This is a genomic window from Nocardioides mangrovicus, assembly GCF_003674065.1.
GTDB classification, from domain to species: Bacteria; Actinomycetota; Actinomycetes; order Propionibacteriales; family Nocardioidaceae; genus Marmoricola; species Marmoricola mangrovicus.
In genome coordinates this window covers 84,982-102,302 of sequence record NZ_RDBE01000006.1, presented here as the reverse complement: position 1 = coordinate 102,302, position 17,321 = coordinate 84,982, and the positions used below count along the sequence as shown (strand labels likewise).

The 17,321-nt window shown below is 73.3% G+C and carries 16 protein-coding genes; 10 read left to right on the top strand and 6 right to left on the bottom strand.

All coding sequences use genetic code 11. The features are described from left to right. Positions 1–2: 2 nt before the first annotated feature. From D9V37_RS06375 to D9V37_RS06355, 5 genes are read left to right on the top strand one after another with little or no spacing between them, the layout of a single operon-like run. A complete protein-coding gene (locus D9V37_RS06375; RefSeq protein ID WP_121805313.1) occupies positions 3–959 on the top strand; it encodes an ABC transporter permease in 957 nt (318 codons plus the stop codon). Beyond that, the gene (locus D9V37_RS06370; RefSeq protein ID WP_121805312.1) at positions 956–1,834 is read left to right on the top strand and encodes an ABC transporter permease; all 879 of its coding nucleotides are present in this window, start codon (positions 956–958) and stop codon (positions 1,832–1,834) included. The genes D9V37_RS06375 and D9V37_RS06370 overlap by 4 nt, the downstream gene beginning before the upstream one ends. Next, positions 1,831–3,627, top strand: coding sequence for a gamma-glutamyltransferase family protein (locus tag D9V37_RS06365; protein WP_121805311.1), 1,797 nt, complete (start codon positions 1,831–1,833; stop codon positions 3,625–3,627). The genes D9V37_RS06370 and D9V37_RS06365 overlap by 4 nt, the downstream gene beginning before the upstream one ends. After that, positions 3,611–5,251, top strand: a complete 1,641-nt coding sequence (locus D9V37_RS06360; protein ID WP_121805310.1) for a dipeptide ABC transporter ATP-binding protein — start codon at positions 3,611–3,613, stop codon at positions 5,249–5,251. Before D9V37_RS06365 ends, D9V37_RS06360 begins: the two co-directional genes overlap by 17 nt. Next, entirely contained in the window at positions 5,248–5,910 is a 663-nt protein-coding gene (locus D9V37_RS06355) for a GntR family transcriptional regulator (protein ID WP_198412419.1), read from the top strand. The genes D9V37_RS06360 and D9V37_RS06355 overlap by 4 nt, the downstream gene beginning before the upstream one ends. Here D9V37_RS06355 and D9V37_RS06350 read toward each other — a convergent pair. The 6 genes from D9V37_RS06350 to D9V37_RS06325 form a co-directional block, all read right to left on the bottom strand. After that, positions 5,907–6,821 carry a sugar phosphate isomerase/epimerase family protein gene (locus D9V37_RS06350; RefSeq protein ID WP_121805309.1) on the bottom strand — a complete coding sequence of 305 codons (915 nt, stop codon included), beginning with the start codon at positions 6,819–6,821 and terminating at the stop codon, positions 5,907–5,909. The genes D9V37_RS06355 and D9V37_RS06350 overlap by 4 nt on opposite strands. Then, complete coding sequence (gene iolD, locus D9V37_RS06345; RefSeq protein ID WP_121805308.1) at positions 6,818–8,701, bottom strand: 3D-(3,5/4)-trihydroxycyclohexane-1,2-dione acylhydrolase (decyclizing); 1,884 nt, start codon at positions 8,699–8,701, stop codon at positions 6,818–6,820. The genes D9V37_RS06350 and iolD overlap by 4 nt, the downstream gene beginning before the upstream one ends. Further along, positions 8,698–9,552: a 5-deoxy-glucuronate isomerase gene (iolB, locus tag D9V37_RS06340; protein WP_121805307.1), complete on the bottom strand. Its 855-nt coding sequence runs from the start codon at positions 9,550–9,552 to the stop codon at positions 8,698–8,700. Before iolB ends, iolD begins: the two co-directional genes overlap by 4 nt. Next, on the bottom strand, positions 9,549–10,433 hold the full coding sequence (locus D9V37_RS06335; RefSeq protein ID WP_121805306.1) for a Cgl0159 family (beta/alpha)8-fold protein: 885 nt from the start codon (positions 10,431–10,433) through the stop codon (positions 9,549–9,551). The genes iolB and D9V37_RS06335 overlap by 4 nt, the downstream gene beginning before the upstream one ends. Then, a complete protein-coding gene (gene iolC, locus D9V37_RS06330; protein ID WP_198412418.1) occupies positions 10,430–11,356 on the bottom strand; it encodes a 5-dehydro-2-deoxygluconokinase in 927 nt (308 codons plus the stop codon). Before iolC ends, D9V37_RS06335 begins: the two co-directional genes overlap by 4 nt. A 179-nt stretch (positions 11,357–11,535) precedes the next feature. Further along, positions 11,536–12,264, bottom strand: coding sequence for a GntR family transcriptional regulator (locus D9V37_RS06325; RefSeq protein WP_121805304.1), 729 nt, complete (start codon positions 12,262–12,264; stop codon positions 11,536–11,538). Positions 12,265–12,389: 125 nt separating this feature from the next. Between D9V37_RS06325 and D9V37_RS06320 the strand changes: the two genes are divergently transcribed. Genes D9V37_RS06320 through D9V37_RS06300 form a run of 5 tightly spaced genes read left to right on the top strand, consistent with a single transcriptional unit; the run spans position 12,390 to position 17,314 of the window. Beyond that, the gene (locus tag D9V37_RS06320) at positions 12,390–13,367 is read left to right on the top strand and encodes a sugar ABC transporter substrate-binding protein (protein ID WP_121805303.1); all 978 of its coding nucleotides are present in this window, start codon (positions 12,390–12,392) and stop codon (positions 13,365–13,367) included. Next, positions 13,364–14,407: an ABC transporter permease gene (locus D9V37_RS06315; protein ID WP_121805302.1), complete on the top strand. Its 1,044-nt coding sequence runs from the start codon at positions 13,364–13,366 to the stop codon at positions 14,405–14,407. Before D9V37_RS06320 ends, D9V37_RS06315 begins: the two co-directional genes overlap by 4 nt. Further along, a complete protein-coding gene (locus D9V37_RS06310) occupies positions 14,404–15,240 on the top strand; it encodes an ATP-binding cassette domain-containing protein (protein WP_121805301.1) in 837 nt (278 codons plus the stop codon). The genes D9V37_RS06315 and D9V37_RS06310 overlap by 4 nt, the downstream gene beginning before the upstream one ends. After that, complete coding sequence (locus D9V37_RS06305; RefSeq protein ID WP_232524783.1) at positions 15,237–16,385, top strand: Gfo/Idh/MocA family protein; 1,149 nt, start codon at positions 15,237–15,239, stop codon at positions 16,383–16,385. The genes D9V37_RS06310 and D9V37_RS06305 overlap by 4 nt, the downstream gene beginning before the upstream one ends. After that, the gene (locus D9V37_RS06300) at positions 16,379–17,314 is read left to right on the top strand and encodes a Gfo/Idh/MocA family protein (protein WP_198412417.1); all 936 of its coding nucleotides are present in this window, start codon (positions 16,379–16,381) and stop codon (positions 17,312–17,314) included. The genes D9V37_RS06305 and D9V37_RS06300 overlap by 7 nt, the downstream gene beginning before the upstream one ends. Positions 17,315–17,321 lie beyond the last annotated feature (7 nt).

Here is a 17,321-nt window from a genome sequence, read left to right as displayed (position 1 = left end):
CCATGGCCCGTTACCTGCTGGTGCGGCTGCTGCAGTCGCTGGTCACCTTGGTGCTCGCCTCGATGGTCGTCTTCGCCGGCGTCCGGGCGCTGCCCGGCGACCCCGCGCGGGCGCTGGCCGGCGAGGACGCCGACCCAGCCGCCGTCGCCGCCATCCGCGCCCGGCTCGGGCTCGACGACCCGCTGCCGGTGCAGTACCTGAAGTTCGTGGGCAACCTGCTGCACGGTGATCTGGGCACCTCGGTGCGCACCGGGCAGCCGGTGATCGACCTCATCAAGGCCACCTTGCCGGTGACGCTGTGGCTCTCGCTGTTCGCGGTGCTCATCGCCGTCGTGGTCGGCATCGGCGCCGGCACGGCGGCGGCCGTGTGGCGCGGCCGCTGGCCGGAGTGGGTGGCCAACCTGGCGGCCCTGGTGGGGCTGTCGGTGCCCAGCTTCTGGCTCGGCATCCTCGCGATCCTCTACCTGGCCGTCGGCCTGCACTGGTTCCCCGCCTCGGGCTACGTGCCGCTCACCGACGACCCGCTGCGGGGGATCTACTACCTGGTGATGCCCGCGGCCGTGCTCGGCACGGCGCTGGCCGCCGTGGTGATGCGCCAGACCCGGGCCTCGATGATCGCCACCCTCACCACCGACTACGTGCGCACCGCCCGCGCCAAGGGGCTGCCGCGCTCGAAGGTGCTGACCGGCTTCGCGCTGCGCAACTCGATGATCGTGGTGGTCACCATCGTCGGCCTGCAGCTGGGCGGCCTGATCTCGGGCGCCGTGGTCACCGAGCGGATCTTCGGGCTGCCCGGGTTCGGCAAGCTCACCCTCGACTCGGTGTTCACCCGCGACTATCCGGTCATCGAGGCCGTCGTGCTGGTGGTGACGGTGGCCTACATCGTCATCAACCTCGTGGTCGACCTCGTCTACTCACTGATCAACCCGCGCATCCGCGTGGGAGGGAGGACCTCATGAGCCAGGCCGTCACCGACACCGCCGCGGTGGACCTGGGCCGCGAGCGCGGCCGGGTGCTGCGCCAGCTGGCGCGCAACCCGCTGGGCCTCGTGGGCGGCGGGTTGCTGCTCGTGGTGGTGCTCGTCGCGATCTTCGCGCCGCTGCTCGCGCCGTACTCGCCCACCACCGTGCACTTCGACGCCCCCTTTCAGCGGCCCTTCACCGTCGGCTACGCGCTCGGCACCGACGACCTGGGTCGCGACGTCCTCAGCCGGCTGATCTACGGCACCCGCGCCTCGCTGCTGGTGGGGCTGCTCTCGGTGCTGCTGGCCGTCGTCGTCGGCACGCCGCTGGGCCTGGTGGCCGGGTACTGGCGCGGCTGCGACGCTGTGGTCTCGCGGCTGACCGACCTGACGCTGGCGTTCCCGTTCCTCATCATCGCCGTCGGGCTGGCCGCCATCACCGGCGCCAGCCTCACCAACGCGGCCATCGCCCTCGGCATCGCCCAGGTGCCCACCATGATCCGCGTGGTCCGCGCCGAGACGCTGCGCCACAAGGAGCTGGAGTTCGTGCTCGCCGCGCGCAGCCTCGACGCCTCCGGGCCACGCATCCTGGCCCAGCACATCCTGCCCAACGCCGCCTCGGCGATCATCGTGCAGGCCACGGTGGTGATGCCGGTGGCGGTCATCGGCGAGGCACTGCTCTCCTTCCTCGGGCTCGGCATCCAGCCGCCCACGCCGAGCCTGGGCATCATGCTGGCCGACGCCCAGCAGTACATCTTCCGAGCGCCGACGGCCGCGGTGTTCCCCGGCGTGACCATCGCGGTCATCTGCTTGGCCTTCAACCTGTTCGGCGACGCACTGCGCGACGCCCTCGACCCGAACGCCCAGCGATGAACGCCCTGTTCGTGACGCCGCCCGAGCACACGACGCGGCCGACCCTGCGCGGCCGGTTCGGGATGTGCGCCTCCACCCACTGGCTGGCCAGCGCCAGCGCCCAGTCGGTGCTCGAACGCGGCGGCAACGCCTTCGACGCCGCCGTGGCCGGCGCCTTCGTGCTGCACGTCGTCGAGCCGCACCTCAACGGCGCCGGCGGCGACCTCACCGGGCTGTTCTCCACCGCGGCCGACCCCACGCCGACGGTGCTGGTCGGCCAGGGCCCCGCCCCCGCGGCCGCGACCATCGCGCACTACCGCGGCGAGGGGCTCGACCTGGTGCCCGGTTCAGGTGCGCTGGCCGCCGCCGTGCCCGGCGCGGTCGACGCCTGGCTCATGCTGCTGCGCGACCACGGCACGTGGGAGCTGGCCGACGTGCTCGGCTACGCGATCTCCTACGCCGAGGACGGCCACCCGGCCTCCGCGCGGCTGGCGTCGGTCATCGCCCAGGTCGAGGAGCTCTTCACCGGCCACTGGCCCACCTCGGTCGAGGTGTGGCACCCCGAGGGCCGTGCCCCGGTCGCGGGCGAGGTGATCCGGCTGCCGGCGTACGCCGCCACGCTGCGGCGCCTGGCCGCCGTCGGCGGCGGCTCCCGCGAGCAGCGCATCGACGCCGCCCGACAGGAGTGGCGCACGGGCTTCGTGGCGCAGGCGGTCGACGCCTTCGTGCGCACCCCGCACCGGCACTCCTCGGGCACCGACCACGCCGGCGTGCTCACCGCGCACGACATGGCGGCGTTCAGCGCTTCTTACGAGCCGGCCGTGACTCGCGACTTCCACGGCGTGACGGTGGCCAAGACCGGACCGTGGGGCCAGGGGCCGGTGCTGCTGCAGGCCCTCGCCCTGCTCGAGGGCTTCGCCCCCGACGAGGTCGACCCGGCCACCGAGGCCGGCGCCCACCGGGTGCTGGAGAGCCTGAAGCTGGCGCTGGCCGACCGCGACGCCTACTACGGCGACGGTGGGGGTGAGGTGCCACTCGACGTGCTGCTGGGCGAGGAGTACACCGCGGCCCGGCGCTCGCTGATCGGCGAGGAGGCCTCGCACGAGTTCCGGCCCGGTGAGGTGGGTGGCGCCGAGCCCTTCCGCCCGCCGCTGCGCACCGACGCCGAGAGCACCGGGACCGGTGCCGGGACCGGCGAGCCGACCGTCGAGGCCTCGGGTCGTACCCGCGGCGACACCTGCCACATCGACGTCGTCGACCGGTGGGGCAACCTGGTCTCCGCGACGCCGTCGGGTGGCTGGCTCCAGTCGTCCCCGACGGTGCCCGAGCTGGGCTTCTGCCTCGGCACGCGGCTGCAGATGACCTGGCTGGAGGAGAGCTCGCCCTCCGCACTGCGCCCGGGTCGCCGTCCCCGCACCACGCTGACCCCGACGCTGCTGCTGCGCGACGGGGTGCCGGTGAGCGCGCTGGGCACGCCCGGAGGCGACCAGCAGGACCAGTGGCAGCTGCTCTACCTGCTGCGCACGATCGTCGGTGGCTACACCCCGCAGCAGGCCGTCGACGCCCCGGCGCTGCACACCACCTCGATGCCGGGCTCGTTCTGGCCCCGGCACTGGACGCCGGGCGGTGCGGTGGTGGAGGACCGGCTGGGGGAGCAGGTCATCGGCGGGCTGGAGCGCCGCGGGCACGTCGTGACCCGCGCGGGCGACTGGTCGCTGGGCCGGCTGTCGTCGGTCTCGCGCGACCCCGCGACGGGCCTGCTGTCGGCCGCCGCCAACCCGAGAGGAGCCCAGGGCTATGCCGTCGGACGATGAGGCGCTGCTCAGCGTCACCGGTCTGGAGGTCTCCTTCCGCACCCACGAGGGGCTGCGTCCGGTCGTGCACGGCGTCGACCTGCGGGTCGCGCGCGGTGAGCGGGTGGCGGTGGTGGGGGAGTCCGGCTCGGGGAAGTCGACGACCGCCGCCGCCGTGATCGGGCTGCTGCCCGGCACCGGCACGGTCTCGGGCGGTCGGGTGAGCTTCGCCGGCGAGGACGTCACCCACGCCGACGAGAAGCGGCTGCAGCGGCTGCGCGGCCGCGAGATCGGCCTCATCCCGCAGGACCCGATGTCGAACCTCAACCCGGCCACCCGGGTGGGTCACCAGGTGGCCGAGACGCTGCTGGCGCACCGGCTCGCGGGGCGCTCGGCGGCCCGAAAGCGCGCCGTCGAGCTGCTCGGCGAGGCCGGCATCCCCGAGCCCGAGCGCCGCTACCGGCAGTACCCGCACGAGCTGTCGGGCGGGCTGCGGCAGCGCGTGCTCATCGCGATCGCGCTGGCCTGCGAGCCCGACCTGCTCATCGCCGACGAGCCCACCTCGGCGCTCGACGTCACGGTGCAGCGCGGCATCCTCGACCACCTCGAGAGGCTGCGGGCCGAGCGGGGGGCGTCGCTGCTGTTCGTGACCCACGACCTGGGCCTGGCCGCCGACCGCGCCGACCGCGTGGTGGTGATGTCGCAGGGGCGGATCGTCGAGGAGGGACCGGCGGCCCGGATCCTGCGCGAGCCGCAGCACGAGTACACGAAGGCGCTGGTGGCGGCCGCGCCGTCGCTGGCCTCGGCGCGAGCCGCGCGCGAGGCGGCGGCGACGCCGGATGCGGCCCCCGCCGGGAGCGGGTCCGAGCCGATCCTGGTCGTCGACGACCTGGTGCGCAGCTTCCGCATCCGTGGGCGCAGCGAGCGGCTGACGGCGGTGGATCACGTCTCGTTCGAGGTCCGGCCCGGCACCACCACGGCGGTGGTGGGGGAGTCCGGCTCGGGCAAGACGACCCTGGCCCGGCTCGTGCTCGGGCTCGACACCCCCGACGCGGGCGAGGTGCGCGTCGACAGCGAGCACGTGGCCACCGCCACCGGGGCCCGACGGCGCGCCATCCGGCGGGCGATGCAGCCGGTCTTCCAGGACCCCTACGCCTCGCTCGACCCGATGTTCACCGTCGAGCACCTCGTCGACGAGCCGCTGCGGGTCTTCAAGGTCGGCGACCGGGCCTCGCGGCGCTCCCGCGTGGCCGAGCTGCTCGACCACGTCGCGCTGCCGCGCAGCGTGGCGCAGCGGCACCCCACCGAGCTCTCCGGCGGCCAGCGGCAGCGCGTCGCCATTGCACGGGCACTGGCGCTGGAGCCACGGCTGATGGTGTGCGACGAGGCGGTCTCGGCGCTCGACGTGCTCGTGCAGGACCAGATCCTCACGCTGCTGGGCGACCTGCAGCGCGACCTGGGTCTGACCTACCTGTTCATCACCCACGACCTCGCGGTGGTACGGCTGGTGGCCCACGACGTCGTGGTGATGCAGCAGGGCACGGTGGTGGAGTCGGGCCCGGTCGAGGCCGTCTTCGACGCCCCCGAGGCCGGCTACACCCGCGAGCTGCTCGCGGCGATCCCCGGAGCGGGTCTGGTCTCGTGAGCCGGCTGGCCGACGACGTCGTGCTGCGCCTGCGCGAGGAGATCGTCGCCGGCACGCACCAGCCCGGCGACCGTCTGGTCGAGCAGCAGCTGTGCCAGGCCTACGGCGTCTCGCGGGTGCCGGTGCGCGAGGCGCTCAAGCAGCTGGAGGCCGAGGGCTTCGTCGTCTCGCGCGCCTACGCCGGCGTGCGGGTGGCGCACCTGAGCGCCGACGACGCCGAGGACCTGTTCGCCGTGCGCACCAGCATCGAGTCCATCACCGCCCGCCGCGCGGCGCTGCGGTTCAAGCGCGGCGACGATGAGGTCGAGGGTCTGCGCACCGGACTGTGCCACCTCGTGGAGGAGGGCGAGCGGCTGCTCGACGCGGGCCGGCGCGACGACCTGCCGCCGCTGAACACCGCCTTCCACCTGGGCATCGCCGAGCTGTGCGGCAACCACAGCCTCACCGCGCTGCTGCGCCAGGTCTCGGCGAAGATCCAGTGGCTCTACGCCATGGACGTCGACGTGCGCGGCGGCCACTCCTGGACCGAGCACCGCACCATCGCCGACGCGGTGCTCGCCGGGCGCGCGGGCGAGGCCGCGCGGCTGATGACGCGCCACATCTCGAACTCCAAGGAGGGCTACCTGCTGCGGCACGCCGCTCCCGGTGTCTCCAGCTAGCGGGTCTGCTGTCCCAACGAGACCGACGCCCCGCTGCAGCCGGCCAGGTAGGAGTGGGTGCGGCGCGCGATCGGCAGCGGCTGGTCGGGCGGGCAGGGGTACATGTCCTGCTCGACGATCGCGTAGAGGTCGCGGTCCAGGCGCCCGACGGCGTCGAGCACCGCGCCCAGGTCGGGCACACCGCTCGGCGGCTCGCACATGACGCCGCGACGCACCGCCTCGGGGAACACCAGGTCCTCGGCCTCGACCTGCGCCACGATCGTGGGGTCGACCTGCTTGAGGTGCAGGTAGCCGATCCGGTCGGGGTGGCGCTCGATGAGGCCCAGGTTGTCGCCGCCGTAGTAGGCGACGTGCCCGGTGTCCAGGCACAGGTTCACGTAGGCCGGGTCGGTGGCCTCGAGGAACCGCTCGATCTCCGCCATCCGGCCCACGTGGCTGTCGGCGTGGGAGTGGAACTGCAGGTGCAGGCCGTACTCGTCGAGGATGCGGCGGCCCAGCTCCTCGGTGTCGCGGGTGAGCTTGGTCCACTGCTCGTCGGTGAGCGTGCCGGGCTCGAGGTTCTCGCCGGTCTTGTGGTCGCGGTAGAGGTCGGGGATCACCACGATGTGCTCGCCGCCGGCCGCCCGGGTGAGCGCGGCGACGTCGGTGACCTGGCGCCACACGTCGTCCCAGGAGTCGGGGCGGTGCAGCGCTGAGAACACGGTGCCGGCCGAGACCTTGAGGCTGCGCTTGTCCAGCGCGGCCAGCAGCTCGTCGGGGTCGCTGGGCAGGTACCCGTACGGGCCGAGCTCGATCCACTCGTAGCCGGCGGCGGCCACCTCGTCGAGGAACCGGTCGGCCGGGGTCTGCACGGGGTCGTCGGCGAACCAGACGCCCCAGGAGTCGGGGGCTGAGCCGATGGTGATCGTCATGTCGTGGGGCCTTTCAGGTAGGGCCGCTGGGCGGCCTTGTGCTGCTTGTAGGTGGCGCGGGCGGCGCGGGTGGACTCCAGGGTCGAGGTCTCGCTGACCGGCACGTCCCACCACGCCTCGGAGTCCGGCGAGCCCGCCAGCGGGTCGGTCTCGACGTGGATGACCGTGGTGCCGGGTGCCGCCTTGGCCGCGTGGACGGCGTCGGCCAGCTCGGCGGCGTCGTGCGCACGGACCACGCGGATGCCGAGGCTGGCGGCGTTGGCGGCCAGGTCGACCGGCAGCGGGTCGCCGTCCAGACGCCCGTCGTCGCTGCGGTAGCGGTAGCGGGTGCCGAAGCGCTGCGAGCCCAGCGACTCCGAGAGCGCCCCGATGGAGGCGAAGCCGTGGTTCTGCACCAGCACCACGATCAGCTTCAGGCCCTCCTGCACCGCGGTGACCAGCTCGGTGGCCATCATCAGGTAGGAGCCGTCGCCGACGAGGACGAACACGTCGCGGTCGGGCGCGGCCAGCTTCACGCCGAGCCCGCCGGCCACCTCGTAGCCCATGCAGGAGTAGCCGTACTCGACGTGGTAGCCCTTCGGGTCGCGCACCTGCCAGAGCTTGTGCAGGTCGCCGGGCATCGAGCCGGCAGCGCAGACCACGACGTCGCGCGCGTCGGCCAGGTCGTTGACGGTGCCGAGCACCTCGCCCTGGGTGAGCGCGGCGCCTGGTGCGCGGTGGTAGGTGGCGTCGACCTGGGCCTGCCAGGCGACGTCGAGGTCGCGGTAGTGCTCGACGTAGGCGTCGTCGACGCGGTACCCGGCGAGGGCCTTGGTGAGCGCGTCGAGGCCCTCGCGGGCGTCGGCGAGCAGCGGCAGCGCGCTGTGCTTGACCGCGTCGAGCCGGGCGACGTTGAGGTTGACGAAGCCGACGTCGGGATCGGCGAAGACGGTGCGGCTGGCGGTGGTGAAGTCGGTGAACCGGGTGCCGACGCCGATCACCAGGTCGGCCTCGCGTGCCACCGCGTTGGCCGCGGTGGTGCCGGTGGCGCCGACGGCTCCCAGGCACTGCGGGTGGTCGAAGACCAGGGAGCCCTTGCCGGCCTGGGTCTGCCCGACCGGGATGCCGGTGGCCTCGCAGAACGCCGCCAGCGCGGCCTCGGCGCCGGAGTAGGCCACCCCGCCGCCGGCCACCACCATCGGCCGCTCGGCCGCTCGGATCATCTCGACCGCGCGCTGCAGCAGCATGGGCTCGGGCAGCGGCCGGGCGACGTGCCAGGTGCGCGGCTCGAACAGCTCCTCGGGCCAGTCGTGGGCCTGGGCCTGCACGTCCTGGGGGAAGCAGACGGTGACGGCGCCGGTGGCGGCCGGGTCGGTGAGCACCCGCATCGCCCCCAGCAGCGCGGCCGGCAGCTGCTCGGGGCGCATGACGCGGTCGAAGTACGCCGAGACCGGCCGGAAGGCGTCGTTGACGCTGACGTCGCCGGCCCACGGCACCTCGAGCTCCTGCAGCAGCGGAGCGGCGCTGCGGTCGGCGAAGGTGTCGGCCGGCAGCAGCAGCACCGGCAGCCGGTTGACCGTGGCCAGCGCGGCGCCGGTGACCATGTTGGTGGCACCCGGGCCGACGCTGGTCGACACGGCGTAGGTGGACAGCCGGTCCTTCATCCGGGCGTAGCCGACCGCGGTGTGCACCATCGCCTGCTCGTTGCGGCCGAGCACGTACGGCAGCTCGCCGGGCCGCTCCAGCTCGTCGGCCAGCAGGGCCTGGCCGAGCCCGGCGACGTTGCCGTGCCCGAAGATGCCGAGCACCCCGGCCACGAGTCGCTGCCGCTCGCCGTCGCGCTCGGACCACTGCTGGGCCAGGAAGCGGGTGGTGGCCTGGGCCACGGTGAGTCGGATCATCGGAAGCTCTCCAACCGCGGGTCGACGTCCTCGTCGCGCCAGGTCTCGCGGATCCAGGCCTGGTCGGGGTGGTCGCTGATCAGCCAGGCCCGCTCGCCGGGGCCGGCCATCACGTTGAGGTAGTACAGGTCGTGCCCGGGGGCGGCGGCGCAGGGGCCGTGCCAGCCGTGCGGGACCAGCGCGGTGTCGCCGTGGCGCACCTCGGCCAGCACGTCGATCTCGCCGGCCTCGGAGCTGGTGGTGCGGTGGAAGCCGAAGCCGTGCGGGCCGGCCACCTCGAAGTAGTAGATCTCCTCCAGCACCGACTCCTCCGGCCCGGCGGTGTCGTGCTTGTGCGCGGGGTAGCTCGACCAGTTGCCGCCCGGCGTCAGCACCTCGCAGGCGATCAGCGCGCCCGCGTCGAGCACGTCGGTGGTGCCGAAGTTGCGCACCAGCCGGCTCGAGCGCCCGGCGCCGCGCTGCTCCACCGGCACGTCGGCGGCCGCCAGCAGGCGGGGCGCGCGGACGACGTCGGTGCGGGCGCCGCAGACCGCCACCCGGGCGCCCGCGTCGCTGACCAGGGTGAGCGCGGTGGCGGTGGGGGAGTAGAGGGTGTCGGTGGCGCCGGCGAAGACGTCGGTGCGGCCGGCCAGGTCGAACCCCTCGTCGCCGACCTCCACCCGCACCGCACCGGTGAGCGGCACCACGAGCCGCTCGTCGGGGCCCGCCGGCATCGTGACGCTCGCGCCGGCCGCGAGGGTGAGCACGTGCAGGCTGGTGTGGGCCCATCCTTCCGGAGCGGTCTCGGGGCTCACCTCGACGTCGAACGGCCCCGATCCGCTGCCGGCCGGCAGCACCCACGGGCTGCTCACGAGCGCACCAGCGAGACGGCGGTGTCGACCGCGGCGGCGACGTCGTCGTCGGGCGGGAAGAGCAGGGCCCGGCCCACGACCAGGCCGCGGACCGAGGGCAGCGCGAGCGCCTTCGCCCACTCGGCGTAGGTGGTGTCGGGCCGGCCCGACGGGTCGCCGCCGAGGATGAGCGTCGGCAGGGTCGTGGCGTCCATGACGCGCTCCATCTCCTCGACGACGGGCAGCTTGAGCCAGGTGCGGGCGCTGGTGGCGCCCAGGCCCTGGGCGACGTGCACCGAGCGGATGACAGCCTCGGCGTCGAGCTGGTTGACCACCCGGCCGCCGGTGCGGTGGCACCAGAACGGCTCGACCATGGCCAGCAGCGACTCGCGGGCCAGGTCGCTGACCGCGCGGCCGCAGGCCTCGAGGGTGCGCACGGTGCCGGGGTCGTCGGGGTCGATGCGGGTGAGCATCTTGCCGCCGTCGAGACCGGCGTCGCGGATGCCGGCGACGTCGTAGCCGGTCATCCGGTCGTCGAGCTCGAAGACGGCACCGGACAGCCCGCCGCGGTTCATCGACCCGACGACGACCTTGTCCTCCAGCGCGCCGAGGAGCAGCAGGTCCTCCACGACGTCGGCCGTGGCCAGCAGCCCGTCGACGCCGGGCCGCGCCAGCGCCGTCCGTAGCCGTGCCAGCAGGTCGGAGCGGCTGGCCATGGCGTCGGCGACGCCGCGCACGCCGAGCGCCGCCCGGGCGGGGTGGTCGCAGGCGACGAGCATCAGCCGGCCGTCGTCACCCAGCAGCGGGCGGCGCGTGCGGGCGGCCAGCAGCTCGGCGATCCGCTCGGGGTGGCGGGCGCGGATCTCGGCGACCTCGGCCAGGTCGCGGGCGAAGCCGGTCATCGCGCGGCCGCGATCTCGGCGGTGGTGGGCATGGCGGTGGAGCACTCCAGCCGGCCCGCGACGATGGCGCCGGCGACGTTCGCGTCGGCGATCACCTGCGCTAGCGGCCGGCCGGCCACGAGCCCGGCGGCCAGCGTGCCGCCGAAGGCGTCGCCGGCGCCGAGGCCGTTGACCACCTCGACCGGCACCGGCTCGGCCACCACGCGCTCCTCGTGCGTCTTGGCCAGCACACCGCGCGGCCCCTGCTTGACCACCGCCAGCTCGACGCCCGCCTCGAGCAGCGCGTCGGCCGCGCGCTCGGGGTCGCTCTCGCCGACCGCGACCCGGCACTCCTCGAGGTTGCCCACGGCGACGGTGACCGAGCCCAGCACCTGCTGCACCTGGGCGGTCGCCTCGGCCTCCGAGGCCCAGAACATCGGCCGCCAGTCCAGGTCGAGGACGGTGTGCGACCGCCGGCCGCGCGCCTCCAGCGCGGCGTGGTGTGCCGCGCGGCTCGGCTCCTTGCTCAGCCCGCTCACCGAGACCCAGAACACCCCGGCCTCGCGGACCGCCGCAAGCGGCACGTCGTCGGGAGTGACCTCGAGGTCGGGTGCGGTGGGCCAGCGGTAGAAGTACAGCGGGAAGTCGTCGGGCGGGAAGATCTCACAGAACGTGACGGGGGTCGGGAACTCGTGGTTGGTCACCACGAAGTCGTCGGCCACCCCGAGCCGCACCAGCTCGCGGCGCACGTAGCGCCCGAACGGGTCGTCGCCCACGCCGGTGATCGTGGCGGCGCTGCACCCCTGTCGGGCCGCGGCCACCGCGACGTTGGCCGTGGTGCCGCCGAGGAACTTGCCGAACGACGTCACGTCCTCCAGCCCGACCCCGGTCTGCAGCGGGTACACATCCACCCCGCTGCGTCCGAAGGTAAGCACGTCGACCACGGGCGCGACGCTACGTCCGGGGGTCGGCGGCGTCAATATTTTGTCAGGACATGCGGACAAGCGTTGGCCGGGGGTTTTGCCGGGTGCCCGGCAAAACCCCGGGAAACGGCGGGCGGTATGCGGCAGTTGTGAAGAGTTTTGCCGGGTGCCCGGCAAAACCCCCCCGGCCCCCGCAGCCCCTACCGATCCACCAACGTCGACTCGAACGCGTACCGGTCCGGCCGGTAGGCATGAACGCCGTACTCGACCGCCCGCCCGGCGTCGTCGTAGGCGATCCGCTCCATCGTCAGCAGCGGGGCGCCGCGCTTCTCCTCCAGCATTCTGGCCTCGGCCGGGTCGGCGCGACGTGCGGAGATCCGCTGCCGGGCGACCCGCATCACGACCCCGGAGGCGCGCAGCAGCCGGTAGAGGCCGTCGTGCTCGAGGTCGGCGCCGGCGAGGTCGATCACCGAGCAGGGGATGTGGTTGCGCATGTGCGCCAGCGGCTCGCCGGCCACCGACCGCAGCCGCTCGAGGAACCACACCTCGGCGTCCTCGGGCAGGCCCAGCTCGGCGGCGACGTCGTCGGAGGGCGCGCGCCGCTCCAGGGCCAGCACCTGCGTGGTCTGCTCCTGGCCGGCGTGGCTGAGGTCGTCGTAGAGGCTGGTCAGCTCCAGCGGCCGGTGCACCCGGCCGCTGACCACCTGGGTGCCGACGCCGCGCTTGCGCACCAGCAGGCCCTTGTCGACCAGCACCTGGATCGCCTGGCGCATCGTCGGTCGCGAGAGCCCCAGATCGGCGGCCAGGGCGATCTCGTTGGCAATGCGCTCACCGGCGCCGAGCGTGCCGTCGGCGATGGCCTGCTCCAGCTGCTCGGCCACCTGGAAGTAGAGCGGTACCGGGCTGAGCCGGTCCACCGTGATACGCATAGCGCCGCAGCATACGAGCCGTCGTCGCTCATGTCCTCATGTCCTAACAAATGATTGACACAAGGTGTGGCGCGGACCACACTGTGGCGGCATCGCCGTCGGAGGAGCCGTCGAAGGAGACGCCCATGAAGAACAGTCACGCCAAGACGATGCTGTGGGTGGCGGTGCTCGCCGTCGTCGCCCTCGTCACAGCCGCCTGCGGCGGCACCGGCCAGCCCAGCGGCGCGAAGGACGCGACGTCGCTGAACCTGAAGTACGCCGTCATCACCCACGGCGCCGCGGGCGACGCGTTCTGGGATCGCGTGAAGTCCGGCGCCGAGCGGGCCGGCAAGGACTACGGGGTGAAGATCTCCTACTCCTCCGACGCCGACGTGGCCAAGCAGTCCCAGCTCATCGACTCCGCCGTGGCCGACAAGGTCGACGGCATCGTGGTCTCCATGGCCAACCCCGACGGCTTGAAGTCCAGCGTCGAGAAGGCGGTGGCCGCCGGGATCCCGGTCGTCACCATCAACTCCGGCATCGACCAGTGGAAGCAGTTCGGCGCCATCACCCACATCGGCCAGTCCGAGGACATCGCGGGTGCGGCGGCCGGCGACCGGCTCAAGCAGGCCGGGCTCACCAACGTCATCTGCGTCATCCACGAGTCCGGCAACGTCGGCCTGGAGCAGCGCTGCTCCGCCGCGGCCAAGTCCTTCGGCGCCAAGATGACCAACCTGCAGGTCGACGGCACCGACGACAACGCCGTGCAGTCGACCATCACCTCCAAGCTGCAGGCCGACAAGACCATCGACGGGGTGCTCACCCTCGGCGGCCAGTACGCCATCGACGCGGTCAGCGCGGTCCAGCAGGCGAACAGCAAGGCCAAGGTGGCCACGTTCGACCTCTCCGACGACGTCATCAAGGACATCGAGTCCGGCTCGATCATCTTCGCCGTCGACCAGCAGCCGTACGTGCAGGGCTACCTCGGCGTCACCGCGCTCTACCTGAAGGACATCAACGGCAACGACATCGGTGGTGGCCAGCCCGTCTACTCCGGCCCGGCGTTCATCACCAAGGACAACGCCGCCCAGGTCGAGAAGTTCGCCAAGCAAGGCACGCGGTGACCGCTGCGACCCAGGCGACCGCCGCCGACGAGCGGGTTTCGCGCCAGAGCACGCTGACCCGGGTGCTGCGACGCCCCGAGGTCGGCGCGCTCGTCGCGGCGGTGGCCGTCTTCGTCTTCTTCGCCGTCCAGACCGAGGTCTTCGCCACCGCCAACGGCGCCAGCACGTGGCTGCGCTCGGCCTCGACGATCGGCATCATGGCGGTGGCCGTGGCGATGCTGATGATCGGCGGCGAGTTCGACCTCTCCGCCGGCGCGATGACCGGCTTCACCGGGCTGGCGGTCGGCGTCATGACCACCCACTGGGGACTGCCGATCTGGCTGGCCATCCTCATCTCGCTGCTGCTCGCGCTGGCGTTGGGCGTGGCCAACGGCGTCATGGTGATCCGTACCGGGCTGCCCAGCTTCATCGTCACCCTCGGCACCTTCTTCGTGCTGCAGGGTGTCGACGTCGCGCTCACCAAGGCCATCACCGGCGACGTCGCCATCCAGGGCATGTCGCTGGTGCCGCAGTACGACCAGCCGCACGCCGTCTTCGGCTCGGCCCTCGACGTCAACGGCGGCTCGCTGTACGTCTCGGTGCTGTGGTGGATCGTGGTGACCGCCGTGGCCACCTGGGTGCTGCTGCGCACCCGCGCGGGCAACTGGATCTTCGCCGTCGGGGGCGCCCAGACGTCCTCGCGGCAGGTGGGCGTGCCGGTCGCGCGCACCAAGATCGCCCTGTTCTGCACCACCGCCGGCGCCGGCTGGCTGGTGGGGATGCTGCTGCTGTTCACCACCTCCACCGTGCAGAGCAACACCGGCATCGGTCAGGAGTTCATCTACATCATCTGCGCCGTCGTCGGCGGCTGCCTGCTCACCGGCGGCTACGGCTCAGCGGTCGGCGCGGCGCTGGGAGCGCTGATCTACGGCATGACCAACCAGGGCATCGTCTACGCCGGCTGGGACAACAACTGGCTCAAGGCCTTCCTCGGCGTGATGCTGCTGCTGGCCGTGCTGCTCAACGAGTGGGTCCGCAAGCGGGCGGAGCTGGCGCGATGAGCGAGACGTTGATCGAGGTCCGCGACATCGGCAAGCGCTACGGCAACGTCATCGCGCTCTCCGGCGTCACGACGTCGGTCCACGCCGGCGAGGTCACCTGCGTCCTCGGCGACAACGGCGCGGGCAAGTCGACCTTCATCAAGATCCTGGCCGGCGCGCACCCGCACTCCGACGGGGAGCTGGTCGTCGACGGCGAGCCGCGGCACTTCACCAGCCCGCGCGACGCCCAGGCGCTGGGCATCGCCACCGTCTACCAGGACCTGGCCGTCGTGCCGCTGATGCCGGTCTGGCGCAACTTCTTCCTCGGCCAGGAGCCGACGAAGGGCTGGGGCCCGTTGCGCCGGCTGGACCGCGAGACGATGAAGCGCACCACCAGCACCGAGCTCGCCGCGATGGGCATCGACCTGCGCGACGTCGACCAGCCCATCGGCACGCTCTCGGGCGGCGAGCGGCAGTGCGTCGCCATCGCCCGCGCGGTGTACTTCGGGGCCCGCGTGCTCATCCTCGACGAGCCCACCGCGGCGCTGGGCGTCAAGCAGTCCGGCGTGGTGCTGAAGTACATTGCGCGCGCTCGCGAGCGCGGGCTCGGCGTCGTGTTCATCACCCACAACCCGCACCACGCCTACCCGGTGGGCGACCGCTTCATGCTGCTGCGCCGCGGCCGGTCGATGGGCGACTTCCCCAAGTCCGACCTCACGCTCGACGAGCTCACCGCGATGATGGCCGGCGGGGCCGAGCTCGAGGCGCTCAGCCACGAGCTGACCGCCGAGCTGGGCCAGGACTCCGAGGTCGCGCAGACGATGTCGCAGGACGTGAAGGTGCTCGACACGTGAGCCCACTGCGCGTCGCGGTCGTCGGGTACGGCTGGATGGGGCAGGTGCACGCCCGCGCCTGGTCGCGGCTGCGTCAGCACTACCCGGACGCGCCGTTTCGCCCCGAGCTGGTCGCGGTCGCCGATCCCAGCGCCCAGGCCCGCGACCTGGCGCTCGCCACCTACGCCGACGTCGCGACCTACGAGGACTGGCGCGAGCTGCTGGCCCGCGACGACCTCGACGTCGTCTCCATGGCCGGGCCCAACGCGCTGCACCACGAGGTCGGCGTGGCGGTCGCCGAGTCCGGGCGCCACCTGTGGATCGAGAAGCCGGCCGGTCGCCGGCTGGCCGAGACCCAGGCGATCGCCGACGCCGTCGAGACGGCCGGCGTGCAATCCGCGGCCGGGTTCAACTACCGCAACGCTCCTGCCGTGGAGTGGGCGCGCGAGCTGGTGCGCGGCGGCCGGCTGGGCCAGGTGCAGACCGTCGAGGTGCGCTTCCTGGCCGACTACGCCGCTCACCCCGACGGCGGGCTGTCGTGGCGGTTCATCGACGAGCACGCCGGCAGCGGCGTGCTGGGCGACCTGGTCAGCCACGCCGCCGACCTGGCCTGCCACCTGGCCGGCGAGGTCGCCGAGCTGGTCGCCGACGAGGGCCGCTTCATCACCGAGCGCCCGCTGGTCGCCGGCGCCGGCTCCCACTTCGCCCGCGGCGGCGACGGGGAGCGTGGCCGGGTGGAGAACGAGGACTACGTCGGCGCGCTGCTGCGTTTCGCCTCCGGTGCCCGCGGCACCCTCGCCGCGAGCCGCACCGCGGTCGGCGAGCAGTGCACCTACGGCTTCAGCGTGCACGGCAGCGCCGGTGCCTTGGAGTGGGACTTCCGCCGGATGGGCGAGCTGCGGGTCTGCCTCGACCAGGACCCGCAGGACGCTGCGTACCGCACCGTCTACGTCGACCGCAACCACGGCGAGACCGCCGCCTTCCAGCCCGCCGGCGGCATCGCGCTGGGCTACGACGACCTCAAGGTGATCGAGGCCCACCGGCTCGCCCGGTCGATCGCCGCCGACCAGCCCGAGGGAGCCACCATCCACGACGCCGTCCGCGCCGCCCGCCTGGCCCAGGCCATGGCCACCTCCGTCTCGACCCGGGGCTGGACGCCGTGCTGAGGGTCGGCATCGTCGGCGCCGGCGCGATGGGCGCCGGCCACGCCGCGATGCTCCACGCCTCGGTGCCCGACGCGGTCGTCGCGGCCGTCCACGACTTCTCCACCGAGCGGGCCGCGGCGCTGGCCGCCCAGGTCGGGGCCGACGTCGCCGCCGGTGCCGAGGAGCTGGTGGCCGGGGTCGACGCCGTCGTCATCGCCTCGCCCGACCCCACGCACGCCGACCTGGTGCGGCTCTGCCTCGAGGCGGGCCGGCCGGCGCTGTGCGAGAAGCCGCTGGCGCCGACACCGGAGGAGTCGGCCGCGCTGGTGGCCCTCGAGGGCGACCGACGGCTCGTGCAGGTCGGCTTCATGCGTCGTTACGACCCCGCGCTGGTGGCCCTGCGCGAGCGGCTGCGTGCCGGTGAGCTGGGGGAGCCCCGGGTGCTGCACTGCGTGCACCGCAACGCCTCGTCGGCCACCAGCACCAGCGACGAGACGCTGGTGACCGGCTCGATGATCCACGAGCTCGACCAGGTGCGCTGGCTGCTCGACGACGAGATCGAGTCCGTCGAGATCCGCTCGCCCCTCGCCGAGGGTTTCCGCGACCCCCAGGTGGGGCTGCTGCGGATGCGCTCGGGCGTCCTGGTCACCACCGAGGTGTTCGTCAACGCCCGCTACGGCTACGAGGTGCGCTGCGAGCTGGCCGGCACCGGCGCCACCGCCGTCGCCGACGGCCCGGTGACCGACGGCTTCCTCGACCGCTTCACCGACGCCTACCGCGCCGAGCTGGCCGACTGGGCCGCCGCCGCCTCGGCCGGGACCGCGTCGGGGGCGAGCATGCTCGACGGCCACCGCGCCACCGAGGCCGCGGCCGCCGGCGTGGAGTCGCTACGCACCGGGCAAGCCGTCGCCGTCGGACCGCCGCAGAGCGGCCTCCCGGCCGAGAAGTAGGCTCACC